Below are 21,949 nucleotides of genomic sequence, written 5' to 3'. Positions count from 1 at the left end.
TTTTTTCGTCGCACAAAATCAACCCCGAATCATTGTCTTCAGGCAGGATAATGCACGGACCACCCGGTCGGGGACCGGGCCTACAACGTTTTTTCATCCGAAGGGTGTAGCCGGAAGCCAACCCGCATCAGGCACGCCGGCGCCGCGGTGGGGCACAGAGTTTGGCCAGCAGCGTTTCGAGCATCAGCTCATGCGAAACAGCGCCGCCGCCGGAGAGCATTTTTTCGTGGGTATCCACCACCAGCCGCTTGCTCGCCGCCAGGCGGGCGACCGTGTAGGGAGCCGCCTGGTTGGCAAATTTCGAAGCCCGGAACCAGTGCATTTTCCGCGGATCATCCGGCATAGCCGCAAAATAGTCATCAATCTCTGGATCATTCGCCCACTGAATCCGGTTGCCGTTCATGCGCAACCAGCCGATTTCCATATATTCCCGGAAGCGCAGCAGATTCTGAAACAGATTTTCGATCTGGATAATCAGACCGATTGCCGTCTGTTTCTGAAACAGCAGCTGCCGGAAAATCCGGATCGCCTCCCCGAGTTTGCGTTCGGCGATGGCATCCGTAAAATCCCAGGCCACCGCTTCATGAGAAGCCGCCGTCATCAGCTGTACATCCTGCAATACGATGTTCTTATCCTCGCCTTTATAGAGCACCAGCTTCTCCACCTCATTCATGATCTGACGGGTTTCAAAACCGGCGCGGTCAATGAACAGATCCATCGCATCGGAATCGATGCTGTACCCTTCGCGCTTAAACAACGATTTCGCCCGTTTCAACGCCACCGGCCGCGCCTCATAGTCGCGTTCGGGAATATCATACTCCTCGAATTCAACGATATCCTTAATCGCCTTATAAAAACCCGAAACCTTGTAAATCCCCGGCGCGGAAACTATCAGAAACTGGTCCGGCGACAGCCCCGCTTTCAGGTCATTGGAAAGTTCAGCCAGCAGCCGTTTCACATCGGCATTCTTCATCATGACCTGATTTTTAAGAAACCCGGCATCGCGCAGCCAGACCACTTTTCTGCCGCCGAAAAGCCCCACGGTCCGGAATGCCGCCACACATTGATCAATCGCCGCAATGGCCTCGTCCACCTTCGATGCACTGCCGTCGATCACTTCCAGCGAGAGCGACTGCTCCTCCGCAGGGCAGATCTGATCCACCTTTTTGCGCGCATTCGTCGCCACCAGGTATTCATCGTTTCCGCAGTAAAAATATACGTTGTCCGCCATAGGTCCTTCCAAACTTCCAATCCCCGGAAGATATGATTTAATCTCCGCATTTGAAAATGAAATTATACTGCATCAGGTATTGATATGTATTTAGCTTATTATGATGAAGCTGGTGATGATGGATTTCCTGACTATTCATCACCGCTTTTCGTACTATCAACGGTTTACACTCATTTTCAGAATTGGAAATCGAACTATGAACATGTCCACTCGTTCCGAAAACAGCTTCATACTGATTTTGCATTTCCAGTTAAATGGGAAATGCACACAAAGAAATTTCTGTTAAACAAACAACCCTATCGACAATTAAATCTATCTGATGCTGAACGGATAGAGATCATGGATCTCTTTTACAAAATGATTGCCGGCCTTCAAGCTGATGTCGTCAATGTCGCTATCCTTAAACCAAATATTAGAAGTCTGAAGTACGAGATATTAGACAGAGCATTCACCTACTCAATTCAACGTATTGAGAATCATCTTCAGAAAATCGGCCCGAAAAGAGGTTTATGATAATTACTGACCCAGGTAGGGTTGGTAAGATGCGTAAGACTTCACGGAAAATACAACGAATAAATTATATACCGAGTAGATTCGGAAATGCCCCTTACAGAGAAGAAATCAAAAGCTTAATAGAAGACCCCTTACAAAAGGATTCCAAGGAATCGTACTTCATACAGATTTCCGATTTCATCTCTTACATAGTTCACTTGTATTCTTTGGGAAAGATAGGCCATAAATTCGGGAATCGTATTCCTGATTTAGTCACTTCAGAGAAAATCGAGGATTGGTTAGAGCTCATTAAACCTACGCTCAATACGGAAGCGTCGACCGATAATCCATTTGGAATTGTCATGTACCCTAAATAAAAACACCACCTACGACGCATTCGCGCTTTCAGTGGTTCAAATTGAATAAATCGATTTTATTAAATGAATGCAAGTAAAACTGTAGAGCAGAAAATATGAACAAAACGATCTGGGCGCCGTGGCGCATTGAATACATTCTGGGCGAAAAAGAAGGCGGCTGTTTTCTCTGCCGCATGTTTGCGGAAAACGACGACCGTGGAAACCTGCTGCTTAAACGCGGAAAAACCTGTGCCGTGGTCATGAACCGCTATCCCTATAATTCCGGGCATCTGATGGTCACTCCGTACCGCCACCTTGACAATCTGTCGGATCTCACGGCGGAGGAGCGGCTGGAACTGATGGATCTCACCGCCGAAGCCGTGGATATTTTAAAGGCGGAACTGCATCCGCAAGGCCTCAACCTCGGGTTTAATCTGGGCGAACCCGCCGGAGCCGGATTGAAGGATCATATCCACCAGCACATTGTACCGCGCTGGACCGGTGACACCAATTTTATGCCGGTGCTGGCCGACACCCGCGTGATGCCGCAGGCCCTGCTCGAACAGTATGATATTCTTTATCCCCTCTTTAATCCGGCCTGATGATGAAATCCGAAAAAGAAAAAATGCTCGCCGGCGAACCCTATTATTCCATGGGCGGCGAACTGGCTGCCGAACGCGAAACGGCCCGGGCGCTGCTGAAAAAAATGAATATCGAGCAGTTCGATGACCCCGAAGGACGCCGGGAAACCCTTCGGAAGCTGCTGCCCAACTGCGCGGATGATATTTATGTGACCCCGCCCTTCTATTGCGATTACGGCTATAATATTCACTGCGAAGAAAAGGTTTACCTGAATTTCAACTGCGTTTTTCTCGATGTCTGCGAAATCCGCATCGGTGCACGGACCCTTTTCGCCCCGAATGTGCAGCTCTACACCGCCGGCCATCCCTTATCCGCCACGCAGCGGGCGGCCGAACTGGAATTCGGCCAACCCATCACCATCGGCAAAGACTGCTGGCTGGGCGGGAACGTCATTGTCCTTCCGGGCGTCACGATCGGTGACCGCGTGGTGATCGGAGCCGGTTCTGTCGTCACAAAGGATATCCCTTCCGATGCATTGGCCGTAGGCAATCCTGCAAAGGTCATCCGGAACATTGAGGAAAACGATGCACCGCAATGACCTGCTTTCCAGACTCCGGAACTATCGCAAAACGTGGCCGAATGAAAAAGACACAGCGGACCGGCTGATCGGTTTTGTTGAAACCCATCCCGACTGTTTTGAACGCTCTTTGCAGGTTGGCCACGTTACCGGCTCCGCCTGGCTGGTGAATAAGGCGGGAACGCACGTCCTGCTCACCCATCACAGAAAACTCGATATGTGGCTGCAGCTCGGCGGACATGCCGACGGCAACACCGACATCATCGATGCCGCCCGGCTGGAAGCCCTCGAAGAATCCGGCATCCGCAATCTGACCCTGTGGAATCCCGAAATCTTCGACATCGATATTCACCGGATTCCTGAGCGTAAAAATGAACCGGCACATTTTCACCACGATATCCGCTTTGTGTTCCAATGTCTGGAAAACGAGGACTACATCGTATCCGAAGAATCGCACGATCTCCAATGGGTCGACATCCAATCCCTGGAAAAATTTACCCATGAAGAATCCATGCTTCGCATGAAACGGAAGTGGCTTCAATTGCTGCCATAAAGAACTTGCGGAATATGTCATATATGACATATTTATAACCATGAACAAGCACCCCAAACCGCTTGTATGGCTGAAGGGCGAAATTAAAACGCCACCCCTCAGCAAGGAAGCCCGGATTGAAGCTGGCTGCCTGCTGAGAGATTTGCAGGAAGGAATTCGTCTCTCCCTGCCCCATTCACGCCCAATGCCCGCAATCGGGAAAAGGTGCCATGAGTTGAGAATCACAGATGAAAATTCGATTTGGAGAATTGTCTACCGTATAGATCCTGATGCCATCGTCATTGCTGATGTATTTCAAAAGAAAACACAGCAAACACCCAAGCGAGTGGTCGACGAAAGCAAACGCAGGCTCAAACAATACGATCTGATCTAGACAGGAGAAAAGCATCATGAACGCCGAAAAAATAAAAAAACTTGAAGCTGCTGGATTTACCGTAGGAGATGCACAGGAATTCCTGAATCTGACCGATGAGGAGATGGCCTATATCGAAATTAAGCGCGCCCTCAGCCAGCACCTACGTGAAAAACGGAAGTCGAAAAAACTTACCCAGAGCCAGGCCGCTAAACTGATGCACACCAGTCAGAGCCGTTTCGCGAAGATGGAACACGCTGAAAAAACTGTATCCATCGATCTGCTTGTGCGTGCCAATCTCGCACTCGGAGCAACTCCCGGCGAACTCAAACATGCCCTCTGAACCCTGCCTTCAAGGGTCGGAGTACTCCAAAACACCGCTTCTCGCTGCATGATTTTCCTGCCCTCTTCTTTTCTATCGTCCTGGATTCTGCAACGCTCCCCCGCCATATGAATCAACATTTTACAGAAATCACCCTGAATGCCACCGGCGCTTCCGCGCTTGCTGAATCGGCAATCATCCAGAATCTGTGGAGCGGCTATGGAAAAATTGTGCGTGTAGGCCTGGAATATGAGGTAGGAACAGACCGCCGGGCTGTTCCCGGTACCGATAAGCGCGCTCGGCGATCGCGCCCTACCCCTGCCAGCGTCGTCGTCAAACATGTGCAGTGGCCGACATCAAACCGCCATCCGCGCGGCTGGAATACGGGACGTTCGCACGAACGCAAAGTGAAATCCTATCAGGTGGAAACTGCGTTTTATCGCGATTTCGCCACGCGCTGCGATGATTCCTGCCGCGTTCCGGAATGCTATGCCCTCGAAACCCGCGGCGATGAAGTGTTCATGGTGATGGAAGACCTCGATGCATCCGGGTTTCATTTGCGGAAAAGCCATGTGACGCAGGACGACATCGAAACCTGCCTTTCGTGGCTCGCCCACTTTCACGCCGAGTTTATGCACGAGGAACCTTCCAACCTTTGGAAAACCGGCACCTACTGGCACCTCGAAACCCGCCCCGACGAATTGCAGGAACTCGATGATCTGAAGCTGAAAAACGCCGCCGCTGCGATCGATCAGCAACTGAAAAATTCGCCCTTCCAGACCTTTGTGCACGGCGATGCCAAACTGGCCAATTTCTGTTTTGCGGAAAACGGGGACGTCGCGGCGGTCGATTTTCAATATGTCGGCGGCGGGTGCGGCATGAAAGACGTTGCCTATTTTATCAGCAGCTGCCTGAGCGAAGATGAATGCGAACAGCAGGAAACCCGGCTGCTTGATGTTTATTTCCAATGCCTGGAAAAGGCGCTGGAAAAACGCGGAAAAAACATCGACTTCCAATCATTGGAAAAAAACTGGCGCGCGTTGTACCCCGTGGCCTGGACCGATTTTTTCCGCTTCCTGCAGGGCTGGAGTCCGGGGCACTGGAAAATCCATGCCTACAGCAAACGGCTCGCCCGCGAAGTGCTGGAACAGCTGTAAACCGCCAGCGAATGCAGGAATGACAACGAATCCACGGTGCTCAGTTTTTCCTCGAGCTGTTGCTGCCGCTCAAACGTCACCCACCGGGTTTTTGTAATAGTGTTTGAATTCCTCAGAGGGTTCTCGTTCAGAAAAGATGTAAAGGCTGACTCCATTGGGATCGAGGACGGAAAAGCCTCGATCGCCCCAGGGATGATCTTCGAGAGGCATAACCGGAGTGAGGCCCGCCTCCGTGAGACGTTGATATTCTGAATCAACATCATCTACGGAAAAATTATAAATCAACCCGGCCGGATTACAGGCCGGCGGAGCGGGATCTTGAGGGGCCATAAACTGCAGTTCCGATGTTTCTTTTCCAAACTGCAGATTCACATACCACCCGCAATCAAATGTGACTTCGGCATCGAAATACTTCACATAGAAATCGCGTGATTCTTCAACCTTCTCTGTGGCTATGCATGCCGACAATGTGTTAACGATCATTTCATTTCCCTTTCGTTCCAACGTTATGGGTGAGCTGACACGGGGTTAAAACTTCAGGCATGAAAACTGTGCGTCATACCGTGTCAGCTCAAACCACTGGTTCTGCGAATTTTATGATGCCCATTTCATGGATGGTTTCTTGTGATGGACAACACAATCACGAAGGTATGAATTGATCAGGTTTTGGTAGGGGATACCCGTTTCCTCTGCCAATGATTTAAAGTAATCAATAATATCAACACCCATCCGGATTGTGATTTGCTTTTTCAACTGTTTGGCGTATGGATTTCTTCTCCATTCCATATTTTCTAAATCATATTCTTTTTTCATCGCTTGTTCCTCCGGTAAATATTTCGTTCCTTGGTCGTTGCTTTTCGGGCAGAGATGATTCGGATTACCGATTCATCTTCTCTGTAACAGTGACACACCATTAATGTTCTTAAACTGAAACTCTGACCTAAGAGTAAAAATCGATCTTCAATTTCTGAATGGTCAGAGTTGAAAAACTCCATCGCGGATTCATCAAAGAATACGGTTTGCTAAAACATCCAGGTATATTTTTATCCCCTCTCCGCTGGAGGACTCGGAGAACACAGAGTCCTTCCCCTGTGTTTCTCTGTATCCTTGTATGTTTTTCCATTAATCAAACCTTGGTTAGAAGTACTGATCAACCTTCTTTAATTTATCTTCAATTAAATCTTCAGGGTAATAGGCGATAGGCTGTGTTGTGTCGTGTTTGTGTCCATTTTCCATTACCCAGTCAGCAATTTTAGGTACTTCATCAATTAAATCTTCTCTTGTGCTGTTAGAGGTTAAATTAAATGTTGGAATGCCACATGACTCTAATGTGCCTACAAAGGCTCCTATATCGATTGGTTCCTTAAATTTATACTTCCATCCTGTTTTTGATATGACATGAGTTGCTATTTCGACAGGGTGAGGGTTGATAAATGAATTGTACTTAACATCTCCATTGGAACAGAGAATAGCCCAGCCACGGTAAACTCTATCGTGTTTACCTTGCTCTACTACATTTCTTTTTGGAGTTGCATTAATTTCCAGTTCTAATTCGAACGCAGAGTCTTCAATATCGATCACGCTGATGGTCTTTGTACCGACATCATAATAGTATTTTGCATCGTTCAATACCTGAAGTACGTAGATCGACCTGCTGTCGCTTATACGCCACTCCTTATTATTCATTTCCTCTTCATATCTCTTCGCAATTTGTTTTAGCTCACTTTTTTTCAATGGCTTAGGGTTTTCAGTTTGCGGAGCTTCCCTTAAAGAAGTATCTGGCTTCCACGCTAATATATATTTTTGGTCTTCTTCTGAGAAAACATTGACAGGAACAGTGGCTTTTTTCTTATTCCTTCGCTCAAGCGTTACCTTCTTCATGCTCGCATCGAGCTTGATAATTTTTGCTTCTATTGTTCGACCATCCTGATCTGTGAATAGACGGTAATCAGCTGCCAAAACTGCGGACATGCTAAACAAAGAAAGAGTTAGGAGAAATAGTCGTTTCATCTTTTGATCCTCATATTTTTCTTGCGAACGTTATGGGTGAGCCTCGCAGAGGGTGGAGAGTGGTTTAGATGTATGCTCTCAAACATTAAAACTGCGGACGTTTTATGCGTAGGCTCCAACCACTGGTTATGTGCACTGTTATGCTGCATTGAGTTTAGCAAGAATGGCTTCTTTTATTGTTTCTCCAGTTGTTTGATCCATACATTCATAAACCCATTCCTTGCAGAGTATTTGCCATACGTTCTTCGCGCTCATTCGGATTTTATCTCCGACGATTCTTGTCCAATTATGATGATCAGGCTCTAGCATTGATTCGTCGAGGATTGTAAACAAAGTTCCTGCTCCGACACCAAATCTCGAATCTAGATTTGGCCAGTTCATTATTTTTAGATCATTAAAAACCAGTATTTCTGGTGGTGTCGTGCCTGGTAAATTGATGCATCCTTCAGATTCCTCGATATCACCATCTAGTAAACCTAATCCAGAATAGGGAAGCTGTTTTCTATGTGACAGCATACCCATAGTCTGAACAACATTGGCAGGCCCGACTACTACGCATTTTGCTCTAGGCAAAACCTGATCGTCAGGATCATGCTTTTTCAATATTTCATAAGCTAAAATTTGAGCGTCACTATCCTCAACATATATGTGCAATTCGGGATTATCAGAATCATCCATTTTACTCATTGAGAATTCAGTTGAAACATTGGGAACAACACTTATTGAACCTTGCTCATTTGGAGTTAGGAGTATTCTTGCCTCAGAAGGTAATTCTTCTAAAACATACGGGCTATGGGTGCTAAGAACGACTTGAATTCTTTTTAATCTAGAAAGAGACAAGAGGTATTTAGTTAAGCGCCTTTGCGCCTTGGGATGAAGCGATGCTTCAACCTCATCAATAATCAGTAGAGAATGATTTGGAAGAGTCTCGAATAACTGAAACAAGTCAAGCGTAGCATCTTCTCCTGCGCCTTGATGAAATTGAGACATTTCTCCAAACTCACGTGTAAGCAAGCCGACTTGCTTACTATCATCAAAGTCTGTGGTTGCGAATCTGGCGCTTGAATACTTTCTTCCTAGAATAAAGGATAAATAATCTCTATTCTCTTTGCTTAATGCTACATCAGAAACCTCTTCTTGCGCTTGTTTTGCTAACTTAGCATATCCAACGGTAGCATCTAAAGGGAGTGTTCTGGATATGTCTAAAATGAAAACATTTCGCTGTAACCGTTCCTTGGGATATTTCCACCTTTGGGAAGGCTTTCTGATATTGAATGATCGAATCGTATCACCCAGCTTTACTCTGTATGATATTTTGCAATTCGTTAAAGTTTCCCACTGAGTATCAATGAAAAATTGAGATGGATAGTATGTTTTTTTCGTAAACGTCTCTTCGTCGACCCCGTAGTCAGGCTTGCGATTCGCTGATACGGTATCGGCATGGATAACAATACTCAAGAAACATGTCGGAGACGAGTTTACCGCAGCGCGGCAGTTCGTCAGGAGTTCGTAGCTCAGTTTCATCGGAGCGGCCTTTCGGCGGTGAAGTTCTGTGCGGAGCACGAGATCAATCTGCAGACGTTCTACAGCTGGCTCGCAAAAGAGCGCAAGAACTCACCGCCGATGCAGGAAGTTCAAGTGAATCTGCCTACTCCGAGACTGGAAGTTCGGGTCTGTTTCCCCAATCAGGTGGAGGTTCGCATGCAGGTGGATTCTCCCTCGGCATTGGGGACAGTGTTTCGTGAGGCTGCACAATGCTGAGCCTAACAGGATCGCTGCGGGTGTTTCTTGCCGTGGAGCCGGTTGATTTGCGGAAGAGTTTTAACGGGTTGCATACCGTTGTGCTCGAACAACTGAAGGAAGATCCCTGTTCCGGGGCGTTGTTTGTTTTTACGAACCGGCGAAGAACCTTGATCAAATCGCTTTACTGGGATGGAACGGGAATGTGGGTGATGATTAAGCGGTTGGAGCAGGGGCGCTTTACCTGGCCGAAAGGCGTAACGGGCGATGATAAAAAGCTGGAGCTTGCCCCGGAATCCCTATCGCTTCTACTGGACGGAGTGGATCTCAGACGCGGCTCTCTCAAGCCGTGGTATCAGCGATAATTATTGAAGTTTCTATCAGATTTTCCGCCGGGTTTTGGTATAATACATCCCATGGATTTTAATCGGGAAAACTTCGATCTGCTGCTGGAGAAGAGCGCTTCTTTTGAAGCGCTCGAATCCGAAAGTGAGCAGCTTAAATCCAAAATAAAAATCCTGGAAGAGAAGGTTCAGTATCTGCTGAAGAAACTGTTCGGGCGCAGTTCGGAAAAACTGAGTCCGGATCAGATGGAGCTGGCCTTTGAAGAACTCTACGCATTGCAGAAGCAGCTGGAGGAGGCCGAAGAGTCGGCGGATGAGATGCCGCAACCGGAGGATCCAAAAGACTCTCGTCGCGGGAAACGTAAACCACTGAAAGAACGGGTGCCGGAAGATCTGCCTGTTGAACGGGTTGTGATCATTCCGGATGAAGTACAGGAAGAACCGGAGCTCTATAAGAAAATTGGCGAAGAAACGGTTGAAGAACTCGACGTGGTTCCGTCCCGTTACTTTCGTCGTATTATTGTCCGCGAAAAATATGTCCTGATCGATGATCGTGAAGCCGCTCCGGTGATTGCCCCGGCCCCGGAGCGACTGATTCAAAACAGCTATGCCTCAGCCGGACTCATCGCACAGATTATTCTGAACAAATACTGCGACCATCTTCCCCTGTATCGACAGGAATGGATTTTAAAGTATCGGTACGATATCGAAGTCAGTCGGAAAACGATGGGCAACTGGATGTATCTGACGGCCAATTGGCTGACGATGATTTATGAATCCCTTCGAAATGAAATTCGACAAAGTGGATATATTCAGGCCGACGAAACTGTTATCAAGCATCAGGACAAGCAAAAGGACTACTGTCCTAACGGATACCTATGGGTTTATCACAGCCCGGGGGTCGGCGCGCTGTTCGAATGGTTCGCAAGCCGGGCCAATGAGTGTCTGGACGGAATGCTCACGGATTTTTCCGGCTATCTGCAAAGCGACGGCTACGAAGCGTATCCATGCTGGTTGAATAAACCGGACCACACTGAAGAAAAAGAATCCATCATCCATGCAGGGTGCTGGGCCCATGCACGTCGCAAGTTCGTAGAGGCCGGCGACTCCATCTCGCGCAAAATCGTCAAACACATCGCCAAGCTCTACCGCATCGAAACCGACCTGCGGAAGACGCCTGAACTCGACCGATCCGCAGTTCGTCAGAAGGACGCATCACCCATCCTGGAAAAACTGAAAACCATTCTGGAGCGAGAAAAGACACGTCAGCTCCCGAAAAGCAAACTCGGCGAAGCCATTCGCTACACTCTGAGCCGGTGGGACAGCCTCACTCATTATGTCGATCACAGCCGCCTGGAAATCGACAACAACCTCGTGGAGAATGCCATCCGGCCCACGGCCATCGGCAAGAAGAACTTCCTGTTCTTCGGCAGCCCGGACTCCGGACAGACCAGCGCAGTCATTTACAGCCTGGTCGAAACCTGTCGCAAACTCGATATCAACCCCGCCGACTATCTGAGAGAAGTCCTGGACGCCCTGCCGACCATGGACAGTCGGGATGCCCCCGACTGGACGCCAGCCCAATGGAAGGCGCGCCGGGAAAACGCCGAACCTGCTCCATCATCCAAGACCTTATCAGCATCTCGCGAGGCTGCATAGGGGGTGATCCAAAAGACGCTTACTTTTTTTCACATCAACAGGATTTTCATATGCACAAGCAAGAGCTTTGAGTAAGGTGCTCTTTCCTGTTCCATTCTCTCCAACAACCGCTGTTACTGGGAACTTAAAGTTTACTCCCTGTTGTTTCCAACTTCTTAGGTTTTCAAGCTCTATGTGCTCAACAAACTGAGGCCAAAGCCCTGATTGAAATTGATCGCGTATTCTATTTATTTCAGAGGCCATATTTGTCCTTTATTTTTTTACATAACAGTGTGTTAAACGGATGCGATGTATGGAGTATACGTTGCATCGATGTATGCATTCAGCAGTCCGCGCTGTATATCCCCGGTAACCGGTTCCGTCAATGAATGAAATGCAGTGTAGAGCATGCCCATAACAACTTAAAGACTTGGATTGAAAAAATCTTTTTGCGCTGCATTTACTTTTTTCAGAAAGAGGAAAAGGGAAGCAATAACAAAACGGCGTTCCCGACGCACTGCCCTGCTTCCCGCGGGCTTTCCGATTGCCGATCTTATTTTCCAATCATTGGAAAAGCCGGCGCACGAAGTACTGCAGCAGCCTGCATCATGCCCGCAAATCTATACCTGCTGATTCGTTGCTTTCTATTCATTCGTTGCTACTCTTCTTTCCCATGAAACTGAATGCAAACCACTTGAATTCGCTGTGCAGTATCGCCATTGAAGCCGCAGAGGCGGCGGGAAAGCATATTGCCGAAACACGGCCGCTGGACATCCGGCAGGATAAAGAAGGCGATAATCTGGCGTCGCAGGTGCTGACGGAAGTCGACGGCCAGAGTCAGGACATCGTGCTGCGGATACTGGAGCCGACGTTTGCCGAATTTGATCTCGCGCTGCTGACCGAGGAGAGCCCGGATGACGGCAGCCGGCTGGAAAAGGATTATTTCTGGTGCATTGATCCCATCGATGGAACGCTTCCGTTTATTGAGGCCGTACCGGGCTATTCGGTTTCGATTGCGCTGGTTTCGAAAACCGGTATTCCTGAGATCGGTGTGGTGTATGACCCGGTGGAACACACGCTTTATCATGCCGTCCGGGGCGGCGGCGCATTTCGGAATTCCAAACCCTGGAAGATCCGCGTTCATGGATCGCAGCTACAAATCATTACCGACCGCAGCGTGGCGGAATTTCCATATTGCGGGCAGGTTGCCGATGCGCTCGGAGCACGTGTAAAAGCTCAGGGCGGCGGCGTCATGAATGCCCTCTGGTGCCTGGAAAGTCCGCCGGCCTGCTATTTCAAATTTCCGAAAGAGCAGCCGGGCGGCGGCTGCTTCTGGGATTATGCCGCAACGGCCTGCATGTATACCGAAATCGGGGCGGTCGTTTCCGATATGAGCGGCAATCCCCTGAATTTTAATGCCGAATATAACCGGTTCAACCGCGTCGGCATTCTGTTTGCAACCGATCCGGAGCTGGCCCGCCGGGTGATTCAACTGAAGGAACAGATACAGCCGTGAACAGGCGGTTTGCTGACGCGTGAATGCGGCGGCCTGTGGACGGCCTTTTTCAGCAGGCGCGACGCATAACCTATTTTCCAAAGGATCTGAATAATGATGAAACAACTGACAACGGGACTACTGATCATGACGATAGCGGCAACGGCACAGAATGACCCTTTCCAATGGCTGGAAGAGGTCGACAGCGAAAAAGCGATGGCGTGGGTGGAGCAGCAGAATGCTGACACCCTCAATGTGCTGACCAACTATCCGAAATATAAAGCGGTCTATGAAAAGACACTGGAAATTCTGAACTCGCAGGAGCGTATCGCCTATCCCGGAATCCGCGACGGGTATTATTATAATTTCTGGCAGGACGCCGAATACCCGCGCGGCGTCTGGCGGCGCACCACGCCGACCGAATATGCAAAGAAAAATCCTGAGTGGGAAGTGATGCTCGACGTCGCCGAACTGGCCGAAAAAGAAAATGAAAAATGGTCCTACAAGGGCGTTGATGTGCTGGCCCCGGACTTTGACGTTGCGCTGGTTAAACTGTCGCGCGGCGGCGGAGATGCCGTCGTGGTGCGCGAATTTGATATGCATAAAAAAGCCTTCATTGAAAACGGCTTTAAACTCGATGAAGCCAAAACACGCGTCAGCTGGCTGGACCGCGACACCCTGCTGGTCGGCACCGATTTCGGCGAAGGTTCCCTGACGTCGTCCGGCTATCCGCGCCAGGTGAAAAAGTGGAAACGCGGCACCCCGCTGAGTGAAGCGGAACTGATCTTTGAAGGGGAAAGCTCCGACGTCAGCGTCGGGGCCTATGTGCAGCGGACCGCAGAGCGGAACTATGTGATGGTTTACCGGGGAATTTCATTTTATGAATCGAAATACCGCGCCTATGAAAACGGGAAACTGATCCCGCTCGATATTCCGCTGACCGCCGACCTCAGCGGTATCTTTAAAAACCATCTGCTGGTAACCCCGAAAAAAGAGTGGAACGTCGCGGGAAAAACCATTGCGGCGGGATCGCTGGTTGCGCTGGATTACGAGGCCTTGCTGAAGGGAAAACATGCGGTTTCCATCCTTTTCCAGCCCTCGGAAAAGGACAGCCTCGGCGATGTCTCCTCCACGGAAAACCAGCTGATTGTACGGATCTTCAAAGGCGGCCGTTTCGATGAATTTGAGCGCCATACGTTCAGCAATGGAAAATGGGCGGCGGAAAAAATCGATGCCCCGGAATTCGGCACGCTTTCCGTGGTTTCGGCCGACGATTATTCCGACCGCTTTTTCTTCACCCACGAAAGCGCTCTGCGGGCACGCGCCCTCTACTTTTCGGAAAAGCCGGAATCCGAAATCGTGAAAATGAAAAGTATGCCGGAATTTTTTGATCCCTCCGGATTCGAAGTCAAACTGCATGAAGCGGTTTCCAAAGACGGCACAAAAATCCCCTACTCCATCGTCTTTCCAAAATCCGGAAAAATGGATGGCTCCACCCCGACCCTGCTCTACGGTTACGGCGGATTTGAAGTTTCTCTGCGTCCGTTCTATTCCCCGGTCATGGGCTCCACCTGGCTGGCCAACGGCGGCGCGTTTGCGGTGGCCAATATCCGCGGCGGCGGCGAGTTCGGCCCGGCCTGGCACGAAGCCGCCCGGAAAGAAAACAAACAGAAATCCTACGATGATTTTATCGCCGTTTCGGAAGACCTGATCAAACACGGCTATGCCTCGCCGGAAACCCTCGGCATTCAGGGCGGCAGCAACGGCGGCCTGCTCGTCGGGGCCGTCACCATGCAGCGGCCCGACCTTTTCCGCGCAGTGGTCTGCGAAGTGCCCCTGCTGGATATGAAGCGCTATCACAAACTGCTCGCCGGGGCCAGCTGGATGGCGGAATACGGCGATCCCGACAACCCCGACGAATGGGCCTACATCAAAAAATATTCGCCCTACCAGAAGTTGTCCAAGGATCGGAAATATCCGGAAATCTTCTTCAAAACCACCACGCGCGACGATCGGGTCCATCCCGGCCACGCCCGTAAAATGGCCGCGAAAATGGCCGCCATGGGCCACCCCGTTTTCTACTTTGAAAACACCGAAGGCGGCCACGGCGCCGGCGTCACCAACGAACAGCGCGCCCAATCCACCGCCATCAGCTATGTCTACCTGCTGAAGATGCTTTCAAAGTAAGGTACAAAACAAGCTCTGCACCGTAATTTGCAAAAGAGCCAAAAAAAGCTCCCGCGCGGTTGCGAGGGAGCTGAAAACTGGGGTGAAAGACGGGATTCGAACCCGCGACCTCCTGGGCCACAACCAGGCGCTCTAACCAACTGAGCTACAATCACCAACCGAAAGAGCGAAGAAGATAACGGGAACGGCAGGAAAATCAATCGTTTTTTACCGGAATATTCAACCCCGGTGTTGTGGCGCACAATTCGATACACTTCCTGCGTTTGGAAAACATGATGTTTATCCGTTCCCTGAACGGCAGATCTGTTCTCACGCTTCTGATCGCGGACGGATTCCCGTACATTTGTATTTTATAAACCTCAGCACTTCGGTTTGCTCCGGTGTTTAGAGAGGGTTTATTTTTATTCGTTTATATTATTCAGTATAAAAACAGGTAGGTTACAGCACAGTCAACCTTTGGGGAAACATCTCATACCAAACGTTAAAACTATCCGTTATAAATTTGATCCCTCGCAGAGGCGCAGAGAGCGCAGAGAAATTCAGTCATAAATGGCTCCGCGCGCTCTGCGTCGCTGCGCGGAATAACGCTGTCGTTAAGACCCGAATGTTTTAGTAAATGGTATCTATGTTAATCGGCTCCTTTTACGATGCGGCGGCGCCCCGTCTCACTCGCCTGCGCCGGCATAGCGAAGACGAAAGAGTGGGCGACGGCAAGATGTCCATCACCCCGTTTGAAAAGCGTATCCGCACCGGTGAGCGCGGCAGCAAAGCCCTTTCGTTTTTCAGTGGTTGAAAACAAAAAGGGAGAGTCCTCCGCGGGGCGCTCTCTTCTTTTTTTCGCAGCACCGGTATCCTTTCATGCTTGATTTTATTAACTCTTCGCAGAGCAGGCCCTTCGATCCCCCCGCCTGTATTGAGGATTCCGAAACCGACAACCTGAAAAAAACGCCTTTCAAGGCATTTCTGTTCTTGCAGAAAGACAAACAAATCTTCTATACCTCTCTATAAGGATGCTTATTTCACCAGAGGGTGGAGAGGACATCTGCAGAAAGCCATAAATCATAACAAGGAGTAATTACATGGCAGCAACCAAAAGTGACATCATCGCCAAAATGGCGGATGACGCCGGCATTACAAAAGTACAGGCCAAAGCCGCACTCGAATCGCTCGTTGCACAGGCCTATAAAGGCGGAAAGTCCAAAGACGGCTTCACCATCCCGGGTATTGGAAAAATCACTAAATCCCGTCGTAAAGCCCGTAAAGGCCGCAACCCCGCTACCGGCGAAACCATCAAAATCGCTGCGAAAACTATTGTTAAAATCAAAACCCTCAAAGCCTGTCAGGACGCCATCGTCCCGCCGAAAAAGAAATAACCAGCGTTTTTTGGTAACGATAAAGGAGCCCGAGCGGCTCCTTTTTTGCTTCCTCATCCATCACACTGTGCTGCACAGCCCGGCACAGTATCACTCCTGATCGGCAGACTTTCGGCACCTGCCCGGGAAAAATGAATTACAAATACCTACAGCTTTTATAAGTGAAAATATGCGGTGCTTTATCTACTATGCCGACACGTTATTAACCAAGGAGGAGACATGATTGCTTTACTCGTACTGCTCGGACTCATCGTAGTGCTGGCTCTGTGGATCGTCGGGATGTACAATGGCCTCGTGGTGCTGCGCAACCGCTTTAAAAACGCCTTTGCCCAGATTGATGTCCAACTGAAACGCCGCTACGACCTGATTCCCAATCTCGTTGAAACCGCCAAGGGCTATATGGAGCACGAGCGCGAAACGCTCGAGGCCGTCATTCAGGCTCGTAACCAGGCGGCATCAGCCGGCAAAGCCGCCGCGACAAATCCGGGCGATGCCGGGGCCATGGCCGGTCTGCTCGGTGCGGAAGGCATGCTGACCGGTGCCCTCGGCAAACTGTTCGCGCTCTCCGAAGCCTATCCGGATCTCAAAGCCAATCAGAACATGATGCAGCTGACTGAGGAGCTGACCTCCACCGAAAATAAAATCTCCTTCGCCCGTCAGGCCTATAACGACGCGGTTACCGTATACAATACAAAGCGCGAAGTATTCCCTTCCAACATCATCGCCGGCATGTTCAACTTTACTCCGGCCGTACTGTTCGAAGTCGAAGACAGCGCCGTCAAAGATGCCCCGAAAGTGAGTTTCTAATCGAAACCGGAAACCGGAAATCTGAAATCTGAAATCTGAAATCTGAAATCTGAAATCTGAAATAAATCACGCGTTTCCGTAGTTCAAAGTCCATATTCACATTTCCGATTTCAGTTTCACCTTCCATTCCCATGGATTTTTTTGCCCAACAGGATCAGGCACGGCGGAGCACACTGCTGCTGACGGTGCAGTTTTCAATTGCAGTGGCCGGAACCATTCTGCTCGTCTATTTTCTGCCGGTTGCCTTCTGGCACTTCTACAAAACTGCGCAGGCCACCGTGCCACCGGATTTTCAGTGGTGGTATCCCCATCTGTTTATCGGCGTATGCGGTGTCACGCTGATGGTGGTACTCGGCGGAGCGCTACTGAAAATCGCTGAACTGCGACGGGGCGGGGGATCATCGGTAGCTATGATGCTCGGTGGACGCGAGATTCTTCCATCCACCGATGACTTTTTCGAGCGCCGTCTGCGCAATGTGGTTGAAGAGATGGCAATTGCCTCCGGCGTTCCCGTTCCTCCGGTCTATGTGATGCCACATGAAAAAGGTATTAATGCTTTTGCTGCCGGTTTCGGAATAAATGATGCCGTTGTTGCGGTAACCTACGGTACGATGACCGGCCTTTCCCGCGATGAACTGCAGGGGGTGATCGCCCATGAATTCAGCCATATTCTCAATAAGGATATGGCCCTGAATATCCAGCTGATCGGTTTTCTCCACGGGTTGCTGATCATCGGCCTCACCGGACGGGTGCTGCTGCATTTCAGTGGCGATATCGGCCGCTCCCGTGACGGAGCCAGAGCGGCCGCTCCCCTCCTGGCCGCCGGGCTCATACTGATCGCGGTCGGATTCACCGGCTACTTTTTCGGTAATCTGATTAAAGCCTCCATCTCCCGGCACCGCGAACGCCTGGCCGATGCCTCGGCCGTTCAGTTTACGCGGAATCCCGACGGTTTGGCAGCGGCTCTGAAAAAGATCGGCGGGCTGGTCCATGGTTCACATATACAATCTCCTCAGGCCGGACAGGCCAGCCATATGTTTTTCGGCAGCGGCGTCCGCAGTATGTTTTCGACCCATCCGCCGCTCAGACAGCGGATCCAATGGCTGGAACCCGGTTTTTCAGGAACCTTTGAACCGGTAAATCTTGAAACACTGCATCAACACCTGCATACCATCGAAGGTGCGCCGCTGCCGGAGGAAGGGATCGCCGGTCTTACGGAAAATTATTCCTGCGTCGCCCAAACAATACCCCCTTCCCCCGCACAAGTGCGCACCGCAAAAAGAAAGCCGGGAAAATCCCGGAAAAACAGTCCTAAACTAAACGGACACCAGCTGCTTGAATCCATCGGCCGACCTATGGAAAAACATGCGGAAACCGCAAAAGCACTCATTGCGTCCATTCCGGAAACCATACGTGAACATGCCTCCAGCCCCTACGGTGCACGCATGCTCATCTATTTCCTTCTGCTCGATTCACGTAAAGAAATTCTCGATGCACAAATGGAGCTGCTGAAAACCCAGGCCGAAACCGAGGTTTTCCAGACCCTGGAACGTGCGCTTCCAAACCTTGGAAAACTCGATCCCGCGCTCCGGCTTCCGGTTATCGACCTCACCATTCCCTCGTTACGTTTTCTCTCGGAAGCCCAGTACGACACCTTCATGCAGGTGGTGAAGGCGCTGGTTGAGGCCGATCAGCAAACCGATGTCTTTGAGTTTGCGCTGCAGCGTGTCCTGAAACACCATCTGGACCCCGTTTTTGAAAAGGTCGGAAAAAAACCGGTGGTAAATTATTATGCCATTCGGGGCCTCCTGCCCGAAGCCTCTGTACTGCTTTCGATGCTTGCCCGGAAATGCCATGACACCGAAGAAGAAGCCGCATCCGCCTTCCACGCCGGTAAAAACATCATTCAGGATCCGAGAGCCGAACTGCAGATGACAGAACCGGAACAATGTACCTGGAAACAGCTTGAAACCGCCCTGACCAAATTCAATGAATCCTCCAGCCAGGTAAAAAAGGAGCTTCTTGCTGCCGCTCTCGCCTGCATGATGCACGACCACGAAATCTCTGTTTCTGAAGTTGAGCTCTTCCGCGCTGTTGCCGCCACGCTCGACTGCCCCGTCCCGCCCTGGGTTACTCCCGTCAGTATGAATTAACGAAATACCGGATAACAGAACCGCCACTGACGGGATGCACAATCCATTTCCTGCCGTCTTCATTAATCCATTCTTTTTCCCTTTCCCGTTGACCGCTGAAGCGGATTCACGTATCACCCTTCGCGCTATGGAAGAGACGAAAAGCAAAAGAGTTGTGGCAATTGTAGGCCGGCCGAATGTTGGAAAATCAGCACTGTTCAACCGGCTCGTGGGCCGTCGTGTGTCCATCGTGCACGAAGAGGTCGGTGTTACACGCGACCGCGTGGCGTGCGAAGCCCGCTGGAATAATGAACGCTTTGAGCTGATCGATACCGGTGGACTGGGCCATTTTGATAAACAGGTTTCCGATGACCAGATTGTGGCCGGCACAGAGGCACAGGCGAAAATCGCCATTGCCGATGCCTCTTTCATTATATTCGTCACCGATATCACCGCCGGACTCACACCGCTCGACGAAGAAGTTGCACGTATTCTGCACGAAAGCGGAATTCCTGTTCTGCTGGCCGCCAACAAAACCGATAATCCGGAACGTGAAGAGCATATCTATGATTTTGATCAGCTCGGTTTCCCTACCTATCCGGTTTCCGCCATTCAGAACCGCGGGATTAGTGATTTGATGGACGCACTGATTCCCCAGCTGCCGAAAGAAGACAATCCGACAGAAAAAAAACCGTTGCGTGTCGCCGTGGTCGGCCGACCGAATGCCGGCAAATCGTCCTATATTAACCGCCTGCTGAAAGATGAACGTGTGATTGTCTCCGATATTCCGGGAACGACACGCGACAGCATCGAAGTTCCTTTCACGATCGGGAAAGGCGAAAGCGCCCGGCACTATGAGTTAATCGACACCGCAGGTGTCCAGAAAGATACGCGGGGCAAAGGGGCCGTTGACTGGTTTTCCAATCTCCGAACAGATAAGGCCATTGAGCGGGCTGACGTCGTGGTCATGATTCTCGATGCCGAAACCGGCCCGACCAGTCGGGATAAAAAGGTTGCGGCAAAAATCATCGATGCCCAGAAAGGCTGCCTGATTCTCTGCAACAAATGGGACCTCGCCGAAGAAGCGGACCAGGAAATCACGCAGACACAGTATCTTCCGGCCTTGCGCGAAGCACTGCCGTTTATGGGATTTGCTCCGGTGCTGTTTGTTTCCGCTAAAAGCGGCTACAACATCAAACGCTCCGTCGAGGCCATCGACTATGTCGCCGCCATGACCCGCACCGAAATCACCACCGGCGTCCTCAACCGCGTCATTGAACAGGCGGTCGCCAAATATCCCCCGCCGATCGCCAAAGGCAAACGCCTCAAGATTTTCTACGCCACGCAGTCGGGAACCAACCCGATCTATTTCAAAATTTTCGTCAACGATCCTGCCAACGCCCGTTCCAACTGGCTGGCCTATCTGCAGAACCAGTTCCGCGAAGCCTTCGGTCTGGAGGGCGCCCCGATCTTTATCAAGCTCGTTGCCCGCTCCCGCCCGAAGCAGAAATAAAAAACGCGGCGCCCGGGAACCGGAAGCCGCATTCATACGAGCCGGATAAAATCTACTCCTGCTGCAGTTTCATCAGCAGATCCAGATCGCCCGACAGGCCGGCAAGCTCAAGCCGGCGCGCTTTCAGATCGGCTTTTGTAATTCCTGTTTCCTCCCGAATCAGCGTCGCCATCTCAAAATCGTACCCGGTGTCCTGGTCCAGAAAACGCAACAGGTCCGACACAGCATCCAGCGCCTTTTTATACTCCCCGTTTTCCTCAAAGCGGATGATGGCCTCCTGCTCTTCACGCGCATGACTGATCCACCCGGCAATCTTCCGGCTGCGCTCCGCCTTGCGTTCCGCCTCGGCGGCAATGAGCTGCTCCTGATGTTTCCGGTAAGCGGCCACTGCTTCCTGGTAGGCTTTCAGCTCTACAGTATCCGTGGCTACAACCTCCCGCTGATCATCCGGAAGCGGCCGGCTGATTTCCACATTCAATACGGAAAGTTCCAGCAGGTCCTCCTCATACGAAGAAAGATTCCAGCGCATGCTATTATAGTTTTGCACAGCATGCTTTTTCAGGTCCGGCAGATTAACATACGGACGTTCCTCCACGGGAAGATCGCCAGCACTGATCCAGCGGACATCGCTCTCGCGCTCGGTCTTTTCTTCATTTTCATAATCATAGTCGGTGGAATTATATTCATATGATTTCCATCTCAGCGGATACGTAACGATATTCACCGCGATATCCAGGTAGAAGGAAATGATATTGCCGGTGCTGGGTTTTCCTACCAGAGGAATGTGTTTTTTAGTGGTGTGGGTGCGCGACCGTCTGAAACGCACATCCTCTTCAACGATGCACTGCACCGCAAGCTCCGAGATCAGCACCGGTTCCGGACGCTCCGATGATGTCCAGCTCTCTTCTATCTCCAGCGCACGGATTTCCACCGGATATCCCCCTTCCGGCTGAAGCGAAACCTGCTTCCGACTGCTCTCCCGCCATTTACTCCACGGTTCCACGGTTTTTGTGGTGCACCCGGCAACCAGCAGCAGTGCCATTCCGCCTGCAGCAACGAAGCTTTTTTTCACGCTGTTCTGTAACATT

Annotated in this window: 25 protein-coding genes and 1 tRNA gene; 17 read left to right on the top strand and 9 right to left on the bottom strand. The window is 50.4% G+C overall.

All coding sequences use genetic code 11. The annotated features are described in order from the left end of the window. Positions 1–127: 127 nt before the first annotated feature. A complete protein-coding gene (locus EGM51_15260; protein ID QBG48694.1) occupies positions 128–1,231 on the bottom strand; it encodes a hypothetical protein in 1,104 nt (367 codons plus the stop codon). 84 nt (positions 1,232–1,315) lie between these two features. Between EGM51_15260 and EGM51_15255 the strand changes: the two genes are divergently transcribed. The 8 genes from EGM51_15255 to EGM51_15220 all read left to right on the top strand — a co-directional run bounded on the left by EGM51_15255 (position 1,316) and on the right by EGM51_15220 (position 5,622). After that, positions 1,316–1,744, top strand: coding sequence for a DUF3800 domain-containing protein (locus tag EGM51_15255; GenBank protein ID QBG48693.1), 429 nt, complete (start codon positions 1,316–1,318; stop codon positions 1,742–1,744). Continuing rightward, positions 1,741–2,100, top strand: coding sequence for a DUF3800 domain-containing protein (locus tag EGM51_15250; GenBank protein ID QBG48692.1), 360 nt, complete (start codon positions 1,741–1,743; stop codon positions 2,098–2,100). Before EGM51_15255 ends, EGM51_15250 begins: the two co-directional genes overlap by 4 nt. A 95-nt stretch (positions 2,101–2,195) precedes the next feature. After that, entirely contained in the window at positions 2,196–2,681 is a 486-nt protein-coding gene (locus EGM51_15245) for an HIT domain-containing protein (protein ID QBG48691.1), read from the top strand. Between the two features lie 2 nt (positions 2,682–2,683). Further along, complete coding sequence (locus tag EGM51_15240) at positions 2,684–3,259, top strand: sugar O-acetyltransferase (GenBank protein QBG49324.1); 576 nt, start codon at positions 2,684–2,686, stop codon at positions 3,257–3,259. Further along, entirely contained in the window at positions 3,246–3,791 is a 546-nt protein-coding gene (locus tag EGM51_15235; GenBank protein QBG48690.1) for an NUDIX domain-containing protein, read from the top strand. Before EGM51_15240 ends, EGM51_15235 begins: the two co-directional genes overlap by 14 nt. A 40-nt stretch (positions 3,792–3,831) precedes the next feature. Then, positions 3,832–4,164 carry a type II toxin-antitoxin system RelE/ParE family toxin gene (locus EGM51_15230; protein QBG48689.1) on the top strand — a complete coding sequence of 111 codons (333 nt, stop codon included), beginning with the start codon at positions 3,832–3,834 and terminating at the stop codon, positions 4,162–4,164. Between the two features lie 16 nt (positions 4,165–4,180). Next, on the top strand, positions 4,181–4,486 hold the full coding sequence (locus EGM51_15225; GenBank protein QBG48688.1) for an XRE family transcriptional regulator: 306 nt from the start codon (positions 4,181–4,183) through the stop codon (positions 4,484–4,486). Between the two features lie 107 nt (positions 4,487–4,593). Next, complete coding sequence (locus tag EGM51_15220; GenBank protein ID QBG48687.1) at positions 4,594–5,622, top strand: DUF1679 domain-containing protein; 1,029 nt, start codon at positions 4,594–4,596, stop codon at positions 5,620–5,622. Between the two features lie 69 nt (positions 5,623–5,691). Here the strand turns inward: EGM51_15220 and EGM51_15215 are convergent, their stop codons facing one another. From EGM51_15215 to EGM51_15195, 5 genes are all read right to left on the bottom strand, one after another. After that, positions 5,692–6,105 (bottom strand): glyoxalase, encoded by a 414-nt coding sequence (locus tag EGM51_15215; GenBank protein ID QBG48686.1) that lies wholly within the window; start codon positions 6,103–6,105, stop codon positions 5,692–5,694. Positions 6,106–6,216: 111 nt separating this feature from the next. After that, positions 6,217–6,435 (bottom strand): antitoxin, encoded by a 219-nt coding sequence (locus EGM51_15210; protein QBG48685.1) that lies wholly within the window; start codon positions 6,433–6,435, stop codon positions 6,217–6,219. Continuing rightward, the gene (locus EGM51_15205; protein ID QBG48684.1) at positions 6,432–6,617 is read right to left on the bottom strand and encodes a BrnT family toxin; all 186 of its coding nucleotides are present in this window, start codon (positions 6,615–6,617) and stop codon (positions 6,432–6,434) included. Before EGM51_15205 ends, EGM51_15210 begins: the two co-directional genes overlap by 4 nt. Positions 6,618–6,759: 142 nt before the next feature. Then, the gene (locus tag EGM51_15200; protein QBG48683.1) at positions 6,760–7,632 is read right to left on the bottom strand and encodes a hypothetical protein; all 873 of its coding nucleotides are present in this window, start codon (positions 7,630–7,632) and stop codon (positions 6,760–6,762) included. Positions 7,633–7,770: 138 nt separating this feature from the next. Continuing rightward, a complete protein-coding gene (locus tag EGM51_15195) occupies positions 7,771–9,156 on the bottom strand; it encodes an ATP-binding protein (GenBank protein QBG48682.1) in 1,386 nt (461 codons plus the stop codon). 18 nt (positions 9,157–9,174) lie between these two features. Between EGM51_15195 and EGM51_15190 the strand changes: the two genes are divergently transcribed. The 3 genes from EGM51_15190 to EGM51_15180 are packed head-to-tail and all read left to right on the top strand — an operon-like array spanning position 9,175 to position 11,375. Continuing rightward, complete coding sequence (locus EGM51_15190) at positions 9,175–9,393, top strand: hypothetical protein (protein QBG48681.1); 219 nt, start codon at positions 9,175–9,177, stop codon at positions 9,391–9,393. Next, positions 9,387–9,737 (top strand): transposase, encoded by a 351-nt coding sequence (locus EGM51_15185; GenBank protein ID QBG48680.1) that lies wholly within the window; start codon positions 9,387–9,389, stop codon positions 9,735–9,737. Before EGM51_15190 ends, EGM51_15185 begins: the two co-directional genes overlap by 7 nt. Positions 9,738–9,788: 51 nt before the next feature. After that, positions 9,789–11,375 (top strand): IS66 family transposase, encoded by a 1,587-nt coding sequence (locus EGM51_15180; GenBank protein ID QBG48679.1) that lies wholly within the window; start codon positions 9,789–9,791, stop codon positions 11,373–11,375. Here the strand turns inward: EGM51_15180 and EGM51_15175 are convergent. Further along, on the bottom strand, positions 11,352–11,618 hold the full coding sequence (locus tag EGM51_15175; protein QBG48678.1) for an ATP-binding cassette domain-containing protein: 267 nt from the start codon (positions 11,616–11,618) through the stop codon (positions 11,352–11,354). The genes EGM51_15180 and EGM51_15175 overlap by 24 nt on opposite strands. Positions 11,619–12,027: 409 nt before the next feature. Here EGM51_15175 and EGM51_15170 point away from each other — a divergent pair, with 409 nt between their 5' ends. Both EGM51_15170 and EGM51_15165 read left to right on the top strand, forming a co-directional pair. After that, complete coding sequence (locus EGM51_15170) at positions 12,028–12,870, top strand: inositol monophosphatase (GenBank protein QBG48677.1); 843 nt, start codon at positions 12,028–12,030, stop codon at positions 12,868–12,870. Positions 12,871–12,963: 93 nt separating this feature from the next. Further along, positions 12,964–15,036, top strand: coding sequence for a S9 family peptidase (locus EGM51_15165; protein QBG48676.1), 2,073 nt, complete (start codon positions 12,964–12,966; stop codon positions 15,034–15,036). A 78-nt stretch (positions 15,037–15,114) separates the two neighbouring features. On the opposite strand, the gene EGM51_15160 is transcribed toward EGM51_15165, so the two are convergent. Then, positions 15,115–15,191: transfer RNA gene (locus tag EGM51_15160), tRNA-His, on the bottom strand. 924 nt (positions 15,192–16,115) lie between these two features. On the opposite strand from EGM51_15160, the gene EGM51_15155 reads away from it, so the two are divergent. The 4 genes from EGM51_15155 (at position 16,116) to der (ending at position 20,861) form a co-directional block, all read left to right on the top strand. After that, complete coding sequence (locus tag EGM51_15155) at positions 16,116–16,409, top strand: HU family DNA-binding protein (protein ID QBG48675.1); 294 nt, start codon at positions 16,116–16,118, stop codon at positions 16,407–16,409. Positions 16,410–16,628: 219 nt separating this feature from the next. Further along, positions 16,629–17,216, top strand: a complete 588-nt coding sequence (locus EGM51_15150; protein QBG48674.1) for a LemA family protein — start codon at positions 16,629–16,631, stop codon at positions 17,214–17,216. A gap of 131 nt (positions 17,217–17,347) precedes the next feature. Next, positions 17,348–19,369, top strand: coding sequence for a hypothetical protein (locus EGM51_15145; protein QBG48673.1), 2,022 nt, complete (start codon positions 17,348–17,350; stop codon positions 19,367–19,369). 34 nt (positions 19,370–19,403) lie between these two features. Beyond that, positions 19,404–20,861 carry a ribosome biogenesis GTPase Der gene (gene der, locus EGM51_15140; protein ID QBG48672.1) on the top strand — a complete coding sequence of 486 codons (1,458 nt, stop codon included), beginning with the start codon at positions 19,404–19,406 and terminating at the stop codon, positions 20,859–20,861. Positions 20,862–20,913: 52 nt separating this feature from the next. On the opposite strand, the gene EGM51_15135 is transcribed toward der, so the two are convergent. Further along, positions 20,914–21,948 carry a hypothetical protein gene (locus EGM51_15135; GenBank protein QBG48671.1) on the bottom strand — a complete coding sequence of 345 codons (1,035 nt, stop codon included), beginning with the start codon at positions 21,946–21,948 and terminating at the stop codon, positions 20,914–20,916. Position 21,949 lies beyond the last annotated feature (1 nt).

The sequence above is a fragment of the Verrucomicrobia bacterium S94 genome, assembly GCA_004299845.1.
In the GTDB taxonomy this organism is placed as follows: Bacteria; Verrucomicrobiota; Kiritimatiellia; order Kiritimatiellales; family Pontiellaceae; genus Pontiella.
This window is presented reverse-complemented; position numbering and strand designations above follow the sequence as displayed.

Excerpts from the sequence above, each read along its gene's own strand:
- EGM51_15225 (QBG48688.1), top strand. The coding sequence starts at position 4,181 with ATGAACGCCGAAAAAATAAAAAAACTTGAAGCTGCTGGATTTACCGTA.
- EGM51_15205 (QBG48684.1), bottom strand. The coding sequence starts at position 6,617 with ATGGAGTTTTTCAACTCTGACCATTCAGAAATTGAAGATCGATTTTTA.
- EGM51_15250 (QBG48692.1), top strand. The coding sequence starts at position 1,741 with ATGATAATTACTGACCCAGGTAGGGTTGGTAAGATGCGTAAGACTTCA.
- EGM51_15145 (QBG48673.1), top strand. The coding sequence starts at position 17,348 with ATGGATTTTTTTGCCCAACAGGATCAGGCACGGCGGAGCACACTGCTG.
- EGM51_15245 (QBG48691.1), top strand. The coding sequence starts at position 2,196 with ATGAACAAAACGATCTGGGCGCCGTGGCGCATTGAATACATTCTGGGC.
- EGM51_15185 (QBG48680.1), top strand. The coding sequence starts at position 9,387 with ATGCTGAGCCTAACAGGATCGCTGCGGGTGTTTCTTGCCGTGGAGCCG.
- EGM51_15155 (QBG48675.1), top strand. The coding sequence starts at position 16,116 with ATGGCAGCAACCAAAAGTGACATCATCGCCAAAATGGCGGATGACGCC.
- EGM51_15210 (QBG48685.1), bottom strand. The coding sequence starts at position 6,435 with ATGAAAAAAGAATATGATTTAGAAAATATGGAATGGAGAAGAAATCCA.
- EGM51_15170 (QBG48677.1), top strand. The coding sequence starts at position 12,028 with ATGAAACTGAATGCAAACCACTTGAATTCGCTGTGCAGTATCGCCATT.
- EGM51_15255 (QBG48693.1), top strand. The coding sequence starts at position 1,316 with ATGTATTTAGCTTATTATGATGAAGCTGGTGATGATGGATTTCCTGAC.
- EGM51_15240 (QBG49324.1), top strand. The coding sequence starts at position 2,684 with ATGAAATCCGAAAAAGAAAAAATGCTCGCCGGCGAACCCTATTATTCC.
- EGM51_15260 (QBG48694.1), bottom strand. The coding sequence starts at position 1,231 with ATGGCGGACAACGTATATTTTTACTGCGGAAACGATGAATACCTGGTG.
- EGM51_15150 (QBG48674.1), top strand. The coding sequence starts at position 16,629 with ATGATTGCTTTACTCGTACTGCTCGGACTCATCGTAGTGCTGGCTCTG.
- EGM51_15175 (QBG48678.1), bottom strand. The coding sequence starts at position 11,618 with ATGGCCTCTGAAATAAATAGAATACGCGATCAATTTCAATCAGGGCTT.
- EGM51_15200 (QBG48683.1), bottom strand. The coding sequence starts at position 7,632 with ATGAAACGACTATTTCTCCTAACTCTTTCTTTGTTTAGCATGTCCGCA.
- EGM51_15180 (QBG48679.1), top strand. The coding sequence starts at position 9,789 with ATGGATTTTAATCGGGAAAACTTCGATCTGCTGCTGGAGAAGAGCGCT.
- EGM51_15220 (QBG48687.1), top strand. The coding sequence starts at position 4,594 with ATGAATCAACATTTTACAGAAATCACCCTGAATGCCACCGGCGCTTCC.
- EGM51_15135 (QBG48671.1), bottom strand. The coding sequence starts at position 21,948 with ATGTTACAGAACAGCGTGAAAAAAAGCTTCGTTGCTGCAGGCGGAATG.
- EGM51_15230 (QBG48689.1), top strand. The coding sequence starts at position 3,832 with ATGAACAAGCACCCCAAACCGCTTGTATGGCTGAAGGGCGAAATTAAA.
- EGM51_15165 (QBG48676.1), top strand. The coding sequence starts at position 12,964 with ATGATGAAACAACTGACAACGGGACTACTGATCATGACGATAGCGGCA.
- EGM51_15195 (QBG48682.1), bottom strand. The coding sequence starts at position 9,156 with ATGAAACTGAGCTACGAACTCCTGACGAACTGCCGCGCTGCGGTAAAC.
- der (QBG48672.1), top strand. The coding sequence starts at position 19,404 with ATGCACAATCCATTTCCTGCCGTCTTCATTAATCCATTCTTTTTCCCT.
- EGM51_15235 (QBG48690.1), top strand. The coding sequence starts at position 3,246 with ATGCACCGCAATGACCTGCTTTCCAGACTCCGGAACTATCGCAAAACG.
- EGM51_15215 (QBG48686.1), bottom strand. The coding sequence starts at position 6,105 with ATGATCGTTAACACATTGTCGGCATGCATAGCCACAGAGAAGGTTGAA.